Source organism: Celerinatantimonas marina, from assembly GCF_046054165.1.
Taxonomy (GTDB): domain Bacteria; phylum Pseudomonadota; class Gammaproteobacteria; order Enterobacterales; family Celerinatantimonadaceae; genus Celerinatantimonas.
In genome coordinates this window covers 43,457-51,819 of the sequence record NZ_JBFNXK010000023.1, presented here as the reverse complement: position 1 = coordinate 51,819, position 8,363 = coordinate 43,457, and the positions used below count along the sequence as shown (strand labels likewise).

Below are 8,363 nucleotides of genomic sequence, written 5' to 3'. Positions count from 1 at the left end.
AGCAGCGGGATAGACTCAGGGCTTTCATGGCTAAATATAATGGTTAAAAAATATCGGATAACGCCGGAGCAAGTGATTAACTTTGATTGTCATGGCGATATTCCAACCGATCAGCATGAAATTTTTGATGCGGAATATATTGTTTATACGCCGAGAGGCAAGCCGATACCTACGACTTTAAAGGTGTACCGCAACGCGACCCATATGACCTGGTTTTGTCTAGAACCCGATGAACCATCTTTTCCTGAATTAACCTTATCCTTAGAGGCGGCGGATTGGTTGCTCAAAACCCGCCCTCATTTTGGTCTGCCCCCTGAGCAGGGGCAGAATACCACAGCGGACACTTCCTTTTAGCCTTTATCGGCATTTTCTATAAGCAAGGCTTTCGTAGTTGTGGTTCGCTCGAATTTCTCAGCGAATTCCTTCTCAAATTATCTCATTGATTCTTCGAGTAAAAATCACGACGCATTCCTATCTATCACTGAATTCACCTTTTTAAATGATTTAAATCAAAAAAAATGATGTAACAAAGAGTATAAATGATAATCATTATCATTTATGTGTTTGGAAATTTGTCATGTCTGAAATCGTTCCGTTAGGTCAGGCCCGTATCAATCAACTGTTGCGAGTGGTTCGGGTGGAGGCTTCGCAACAGGAGGTGGTGCATCGGTTACAGGATTTAAATATCAGAAGGGGGAGCCAAATTAGGATTTATCAACGTTATCCCAATGCTCCTCTCATGCTGGCTGTGGGGGATGCTCGGGTGGCCATCGATTCTGAACTGTCAAAAACTATTTTTGTGAGTCATCAGTAAGCCCATTGGGAAGGATGAATATGAATAATTTGCCAGAGATTAAGCTCGGAAAACGCGGTCGGGTTTTTGGATTCGAAGCCGGTTCTCAGCCTTATCGTCGCCATTTGTTGTCGTTAGGGCTGACGCCGGGGACTGAGTTTCAGGTGACTCGGATCGCGCCACTAGGCGACCCGATTGAAATTCGGGTTCGGGGAACTGCGATTAGTTTAAGAAAGCACGAGGCCGTGGTCGTGTTGGTGGATGAAATTTAGAAGGGAGAGGCCATGAATAACCAAGGGAAGGGATCTTTCTGTATTGTTGGGAATCCTAACTGTGGAAAAACCACCTTATTTAACGCATTAACTGGGAGCCGGCAGACGGTTGGCAATTGGCCCGGGGTGACGGTGGATAAGAAAACGGGGCGGGTTCATTTGGGCGAACCGGCCGGTGATGTTGAAATTGTGGATTTACCCGGGGTGTATTCACTGTCGGGGGATGGGGCGCAGTCAGAAGATGAAAAAATTGCACGCGATTATATTTTGTCCGGTGCATCGCAGTTGGTGCTGAATATCGTCGATGCTTCCAATCTTGAGCGCAATTTATATCTGACCCTACAGCTGATTGAAATGCAGGTGCCGCTAGTCGTTGCTGTGAATATGCTGGATATAGCTAAAAAACGGCATCTGGAACTTGATTTGGAGCAGTTGTCCCATCGATTAGGCTGTCCGGTGGTTGGCATTGTGGCGGCCAAGGGAACGGGGATCCCTGCGCTGAAAGCCTGTTGTTGCACGCAGCTAACCGAAGCGGCGTTACCGACGTTGAACTTTTGCTATGGTGAAACGCTGGATCGCGTCATTCAGCCATTGTCGCAGTTGATCGCTCAGCATCATCTGACTCATGCCCGCTGGCGGGCGATTGAAGCGCTGGAGTTTGGGCTTGTTCCTGAGTCTGAACCGGAAATTGCTGCGGCTCGCACCCGGCTTTTAGGCACGTTTAGTGAGTCGGAACAGGCAGATCTGGATATCACAATGGCTGATGCGCGCTACCAATTCATTGAGGAACTGTCGGCTGCGGCTGTGACCCGCAAAGGTCTCGTCTCACAAACGATGACGGATCGGATCGATAAAATTGTGTTAAATCGACTGCTGGGGATCCCGATTTTTCTGGTGGCCATGTATTTGATGTTTCTGTTCACGATTAATATCGGCAGTGCTTTTATTGATTTCTTTGACATCTTGTTCGGTACCGTGCTCGTCGATGGACTCGGAGCTCTAATGCGAGCGATTCATTTACCGGAGTGGCTCACGGTGATTGTCGCCGATGGTATAGGAGGCGGGATCCAGACGGTTTCGACCTTTATTCCGGTGATTGGCTGTTTGTACCTGTTTTTATCGTTTCTTGAAGATTCCGGCTATATGGCTCGGGCTGCGTTTGTGATGGATCGGCTCATGCGCAGCATCGGCCTGCCGGGCAAAGCGTTTGTCCCTTTGATCGTCGGGTTTGGATGTAACGTGCCCGCCATCATGGCCTCCCGAACCTTAGAAAATCGCCGGGATCGGATCCTCACCGTGATGATGGCTCCGTTTATGTCATGTGGGGCACGCTTGCCAGTGTATGTGTTATTTGCTACGGCATTTTTTCCGCATAGCGGGCAAAATCTGGTCTTCGGTTTATACCTGATCGGGATTGGGGCCGCTTTGATCACCGGATTATTACTGAAGCGTACGGCGTTAAAAGGTGAAACCTCATCGTTTGTGATGGAGTTGCCGCCTTATCATATTCCGACACTGGCGGCGATTTTATTACGAACTTGGGAAAGGCTAAAAAACTTCGTCCTTCGTGCCGGTAAATTGATCGTCATCATCGTGATGGTGTTGAGCTTTCTGAATTCGATTGGAACCGATGGTTCTTTTGGGCATGAAGACAGCCCGGATTCTGTATTATCTAAAATTGGTCAGACGATCACTCCGGTTTTCGCCCCTATGGGCATGGAAAAGGAGAACTGGCCTGCGGCCGTCGGCATGTTTACCGGGATCTTTGCCAAAGAAGCGGTGGTTGGAACTTTGAATTCGCTGTATTCGTCGTTAGCCGATCAACACAATGCCACCCATGGGGCGGTGGAAGATGATGCGGATGAGGTGGATATTCCCGGAGGGATCAAACAAGCCTTTGCGAGTATTCCTGCGAATTTGTCGGATTTGGTTTCTGCGTTTTCCGATCCGTTGGGGATTGACGTTGGTGATGTTTCCGATACGAATGCGACGGCTCAAGATCTGGAAGTTGCCGTGACATCGATTAGTATGATCCAGCGTTTATTCAACGGGACGTTAGGCGCCTTTAGTTATTTGATTATGGTGCTTTTATACATTCCGTGTGTGGCTGCGGTGGGAGCCATTTGGCGGGAAGTGGGCACGAAATGGACGGTTTTTGCTAGCCTTTGGACGACGGGGTTAGGCTATAGTGCGGCGGTTTGTATTTATCAAATCGGCACGTTCACCGCGCATCCGTTTTCGTCAGCGCTGGATATTGGGATCGTCCTGATTTTAATGGGAGCTTTGTTGGTGTGGATCACTCAATCAGATCAAAAACCGGCGAGCCGTTTGAGAGCCAAAGGCTCGATAGCCGGGCATTTGGGAGAAGGGCAATGAGTTTAGTTGAATTGCGTGATTATGCGGCGGCTCGGGGCGAAATTTCTCTGAACGAGTTGGCTGTTCATTTTCATCAGTCACCGGGACATATTGAAAATATGATGTCGGTGTGGCTACGAAAAGGGGTTTTTTCAGTGAATCGATTACCGTCTAAATGCCATTCCTGTGCCTGTGGGTGCTCGGCTGGCGAGACGATTTATCGCTTAAATCCGTCATGATGTTTTAGAAAGAACGGTTACTTGCAGGATGAACAGGTCGTTGCGGTTGGATAGGAGAGGGCTCCCGCGCAGCGACCTGTTGGGGTTGAGATTAGTAAATAAATGCAAAGACCAGATTAAAGACTAAGGCGGCGATAAAACCGAGCGGTGCGGCTCGCAGCAACAACTGCGAAAATAAACTATGCCGTTTCTGTTCATCCGGACAGGCGCCCAACAACAGACTTCCTCCGGAAGAAAACGGTGAAATCGAAGTCGCCTGAGCCCCGGTTACGATACAGATAAACAGTATCATAGGATCGAGCGATAGATGGCTCGCAATGGCCGGAACCAGCGGAAACAATGCCGGGGTGACCACGCCCAAGGTACTGGCGAATAACGACATACAAGCCGCAACAACACCAAATGCCAATGGAACCCAGAAGGCTGGAATCGTCTGACCAATCCACGACCCCAGCAGATTGATAGTGCCGGCTTTAATCGCTACGGCAATCAACATCCCGACACCACAGATCATAATCAGTGTTCCCCAAGGGAGCGAGGCGATCACTTGACGCTCGTCGCCTAGTTTAAGCAGCAGAGCAATCACGGCAAAAATACTAGCAATGAAGCCGATGTTTAATTTACTGTTGACCAGCGTCACCAGTTCGCTGCCCGGCCACAACAGATGTGCAATGGGGATCAGCAATACCAGCACCATCATCACTAAAGTTAGCCATAGCGTTTGGCGTTGGTGGGTGTTAAATGGCTGCGGTTTGGCGACTTCTAAGGCTTGGGTGGCCATTGAACGCCGATGCCCGGTAAAAAAGACCAGAAAGGTTAATACTAAAACTGGGATCACCAATGTGGCGATGAAAATCCCGATACTGTTGATAAATGCGGTTGATTCATCGATCCCGGCCGCGCCCATCAGAGAACGGAAGATAATACCACTTTGGCTGGACATGAAGTTTGCGCCACTCAATGCCCCATAGTTCACCGCCATGGCACCGATAATCATGCTCATGCCGGTACGTTGGCACAATAACAGGGTCAGTGGAGCCATAAAGGCTAAAACGGTGTAATAGCCTGCACCTAACCCGGCAATAAACGTGGTGGTAATAAACACAACATAAGGCAACAAATAAGGCCAGCGCCGGAAGCGGTATAACAGATGTTCACTCATCCGTTCCAGCGTTCCATTGGTAATGGCAAATCCGTAAAAGAGACATACTGAAAAAATAATAAAGAATATTTTAAGTGGCCACATTTTGATCACGGCATTGGGGGATAACCCCAAACCAAAACAACCGATCAAATAGGCAAAAACGATTGCAAATAACCCAATGTTAATGCGGGTTTTGTAGCCGAGGATGATCGCCAATGCAATCGCAGCCACAATGATAAGACTCATCATCGTAAAAATCCCTGAATAAAAGTTCCAATAAATGGTTAACGCGTTGACCTAAAAGCCAAATAGGCTAGAGGGATTATCTACTAAAATCTTTTTAATAATCAATGAGTCAGAAATTATTTTTGACAAGGTTTGATATTGTGATTCGTAGTTGACCATATCTTCATGTTGGGTATGAGGCCAATCACTTCCCCACACCATACGCTGGTGGCCGCCGCTGGCTTCGACCAACTGTGCCCACATTTGCCGGGCTTGTTCGAGGGTGACGCCATTGCGATAACTCGCTGAAATCTTCAGCCATACTGAAGGGTGTGAGAGCGCCTGTAAAAAGGCTTGTTCTCCCGGATGCTGTGGATCGATCGGCCCCTGCGGGCGACCAAAATGATCAACGACGATGGTGAGGCCGTAAGGTAATAGGGCTTCGATCATCTGCGCGATGTCGTCACTATGACGGTGGAGTTCGACATGCCAATGTCGTTTGGCCAGACGTTGATATAGGCTTTGCCATTGTGGGGTTAAATAATCGGTTAATGATTTGCCCATCAGGTTCAATCGGGCTCCGACCACGCCGGCACGGCTCATCGCTTCTAATTCTTGATCCTGAATGGACGGTTCAATGACGACCACCCCGCGTAATCGATCCGGATAGGTGGCTAATGCTTGTAACAGATGGTGGTTATCGGTTCCTAAAAAGCTGGGTTGAATGAGGACCCCATGTGAGATCCCGAAACGCGCCATGTGCTCAAACCACTGTGCCAAAGAGGCATCATACGCCGGGGTATAACGCCGTCCGGTGACCATGGGAAGATGGCGGTTAAAAATATGAGCATGGCTATCGATGCCGACGACTGCTCGCTGTCCAGACATATCCACTCCTGCAGCCCATTTTAAAACGGGTCTTGATTGAAAACATATTTATCTTACAATGATGTCACCATACACGAATATGGTCGGTGGAGTTAATTTTTCTTCCAAAGATTCAAGTGGATGACTGCATTCTCTCAGGTCTGGATGACCCCCGTCCGATGCTTTGAAACCTATCCCGTAGGGAGTCCGGCTTTGAACCGCAGCTACTGGCGCTGGCAGGGTTCCTGCCGCATTCGGTCGACATAACAGTGCAATTGAATTGAGTAAGCACAATTAATTACTAAATAATTAATAACTTAGATACTGTTGCCGATAACAAATCTATCGTTTATTGCAATCAGCTCAAAAGTGGGGTCGAGCGACTTATCTGGCCGCTGCCGAAACCACTCAATGGTGTTATTTGGGAAATATTTATATGGGTCATCGTTCTAAAATGATGAAAGGAGCCTATCAATGACCATGTCTCTTCGTACTAAAATTCTGGCTGTTAGTATGGCTGCTGTGGTCATCACAGCCGTTTATCTGGTGTTTGAGTCGACCAGTTCAGCCACCCGCCAGTTACGAACGTCACTTTTAAGTGATGTGCAGCATTTTGCTGGAGCTTATGGCAATAGTGTTGGATATTGGGTCAAAAGCCGTCAAGAAGTGCTGGGTTCATTGGCTTCACAACTGGAAGATAATCCGGAACCTTCCCCTTATCCATTTATTTTACAGGCTTATCATAGTGGGCAATTTTCGCTGACCTACTTTGGGAACAATGACGGACAGATGTTCCGCCAAGATCCGGCCATCGATAAATCTCGGCCGAATTATGATCCGCGTCAGAAGGGCTGGTACAAAACAGCAATGGCGGCAGCTAAACCAACCATCATTGGTCCGATCGTCAGTTCGACTACGCATGAACTGGGCGTTATTTTGACACATCCGGTTCTGCGCAACGGTGAGCCTTATGGGGTGATTGGCGCTAACTTAACGTTAAGTCAGCTCTCAGCGCAGACGGCTAGTTTGAATGTTCCCGGCTCTGGCTCGGCGATGATTGTTGGTCCGAAAGATCTGGTGATTGCATACTCTGATAAAGCAGCGATCAATAAAGCAGCGACAACCATCAGCGCCCAGTTTACACAGGCTAACTTGAGTCAAATCGCTCAGCAGAACGCGTTGGCTGAAGAGAGCATCAATGGCAAGGTCAAATTCATCTATAGCCAGAACATTCCTAATACGAACTGGTTATTGGTGTTTATCATGGATAAAAGTGAGCTGATGGCGCCGGTTTATCATGTGATGACGCGTCAGATTATTACGGCTGGTATTTTGTTGATCCTTTTTGGCCTATTGCTCTATTTTGGTTTTAAAGTGGTCTTTCGCGATCTGCAACGGGTTTCCAATGCCCTGAGCGAAATTGCGCAAGGGAAAGGTGATCTGACCAGCCGGATCCACGTGAAAAATCAAGATGAAATCGGGCGTCTGGCCAATGGTTTTAACCAATTTGTGGAACATATGCATGGGGTGGTCAGCCGCTTGAATGAAATGTCCAACCAGCTGAAAACCGAAGCCAGTGCCGTAGCTCATTCGGCTGATAACAGTTCGTCCCGAGTGCATTCTCAGCAGCAGGAGATTGAGCTTATTGCCACTGCAGTGACTGAAATGAACAGCGCGACACAGGAGATCGCTGGTAATGCTGAATCGACAGCACACGCCGCCAATGAGTCTGTGGAAATGGGACGCAAAGGCAATGACTTAGTCGAAAAAAGCCGTGATTCTACGTCGCAATTGGCGGAAGAAGTTAAAAATGCCACAACCTATATCAGCGAATTGGAACAGCATGCCCAACAGATCAACGGGATTTTGCAAACCATTACTGAAATTGCCGAACAGACCAATTTGTTGGCACTTAATGCGGCGATTGAAGCGGCTCGGGCTGGCGATCATGGTCGGGGTTTTGCTGTGGTCGCTGATGAGGTTCGCACCTTGTCACAACGTACCCATTCATCGACTGAAGAAATTCAGAAAATGATCGAAATGTTGCAGGCGTCAACCCGACATGCGGTGAGTGTGATGGAACGTAGCGGCTCGATTGCGCAAACCAGTGTTGATGATGCGAATGCTGCCGCACAGAGTTTGCAGGAGATCGCCGGTTCTATCGAACAAATTTCGAATATGGCCACCCAAATTGCAACGGCGGCTGAAGAGCAGACGACGGTCACTGAGGAAATTAGCCATAATAGTGAATCGCTGCGTCAGGTTGCCGGTGAATTGGCAGATGAAAGTCAGACCGGGGTGGATCAAGCAAACCGGCTGCATCAGCTGGCTGAACAGGTCAGCACTGAAGTGAATCGGTTTAAAATTTAATCGGAATAATCGGCTGGTGTTCCCGGCCGATCATTTCCACTCGACGAAGGCTCTCAAGACCTGTTCTCATCGATGACGGATAGTTCGTGATCAGGTTG

The 8,363-nt window shown here is 48.3% G+C and carries 8 protein-coding genes; 6 read left to right on the top strand and 2 right to left on the bottom strand.

Features of this window, described 5'->3' with window-relative positions; all coding sequences use genetic code 11:
- From ABUE20_RS18435 to ABUE20_RS18415, 5 genes are all read left to right on the top strand, one after another.
- The coding region (locus tag ABUE20_RS18435) for a hypothetical protein (protein WP_408621429.1) at positions 1–354 on the top strand (354 nt) is incomplete at its 5' end.
- A 223-nt stretch (positions 355–577) separates the two neighbouring features.
- Positions 578–814 (top strand): FeoA family protein, encoded by a 237-nt coding sequence (locus ABUE20_RS18430; protein ID WP_408621428.1) that lies wholly within the window; start codon positions 578–580, stop codon positions 812–814.
- Between the two features lie 20 nt (positions 815–834).
- Positions 835–1,065: a FeoA family protein gene (locus ABUE20_RS18425; RefSeq protein WP_408621427.1), complete on the top strand. Its 231-nt coding sequence runs from the start codon at positions 835–837 to the stop codon at positions 1,063–1,065.
- Between the two features lie 12 nt (positions 1,066–1,077).
- Positions 1,078–3,441 (top strand): Fe(2+) transporter permease subunit FeoB, encoded by a 2,364-nt coding sequence (gene feoB, locus ABUE20_RS18420; RefSeq protein ID WP_408621426.1) that lies wholly within the window; start codon positions 1,078–1,080, stop codon positions 3,439–3,441.
- Positions 3,438–3,659, top strand: a complete 222-nt coding sequence (locus ABUE20_RS18415; RefSeq protein ID WP_408621424.1) for a FeoC-like transcriptional regulator — start codon at positions 3,438–3,440, stop codon at positions 3,657–3,659. The genes feoB and ABUE20_RS18415 overlap by 4 nt, the downstream gene beginning before the upstream one ends.
- 91 nt (positions 3,660–3,750) lie before the next feature.
- Here ABUE20_RS18415 and ABUE20_RS18410 read toward each other — a convergent pair whose 3' ends face one another.
- Both ABUE20_RS18410 and ABUE20_RS18405 read right to left on the bottom strand, forming a co-directional pair.
- Positions 3,751–5,052 (bottom strand): SLC13 family permease, encoded by a 1,302-nt coding sequence (locus ABUE20_RS18410; protein WP_408621423.1) that lies wholly within the window; start codon positions 5,050–5,052, stop codon positions 3,751–3,753.
- A 48-nt stretch (positions 5,053–5,100) separates the two neighbouring features.
- Complete coding sequence (locus ABUE20_RS18405) at positions 5,101–5,916, bottom strand: amidohydrolase family protein (protein WP_408621422.1); 816 nt, start codon at positions 5,914–5,916, stop codon at positions 5,101–5,103.
- Positions 5,917–6,369: 453 nt separating this feature from the next.
- Between ABUE20_RS18405 and ABUE20_RS18400 the strand changes: the two genes are divergently transcribed.
- Entirely contained in the window at positions 6,370–8,265 is a 1,896-nt protein-coding gene (locus tag ABUE20_RS18400) for a methyl-accepting chemotaxis protein (protein WP_408621421.1), read from the top strand.
- Positions 8,266–8,363 lie beyond the last annotated feature (98 nt).

Bases quoted from the DNA above. Each gene is read 5' to 3' on its own strand.
- ABUE20_RS18415 (WP_408621424.1), top strand. From the start codon at position 3,438: ATGAGTTTAGTTGAATTGCGTGATTATGCGGCGGCTCGGGGCGAAATT.
- feoB (WP_408621426.1), top strand. From the start codon at position 1,078: ATGAATAACCAAGGGAAGGGATCTTTCTGTATTGTTGGGAATCCTAAC.
- ABUE20_RS18400 (WP_408621421.1), top strand. From the start codon at position 6,370: ATGACCATGTCTCTTCGTACTAAAATTCTGGCTGTTAGTATGGCTGCT.
- ABUE20_RS18410 (WP_408621423.1), bottom strand. From the start codon at position 5,052: ATGATGAGTCTTATCATTGTGGCTGCGATTGCATTGGCGATCATCCTC.
- ABUE20_RS18425 (WP_408621427.1), top strand. From the start codon at position 835: ATGAATAATTTGCCAGAGATTAAGCTCGGAAAACGCGGTCGGGTTTTT.
- ABUE20_RS18405 (WP_408621422.1), bottom strand. From the start codon at position 5,916: ATGTCTGGACAGCGAGCAGTCGTCGGCATCGATAGCCATGCTCATATT.
- ABUE20_RS18430 (WP_408621428.1), top strand. From the start codon at position 578: ATGTCTGAAATCGTTCCGTTAGGTCAGGCCCGTATCAATCAACTGTTG.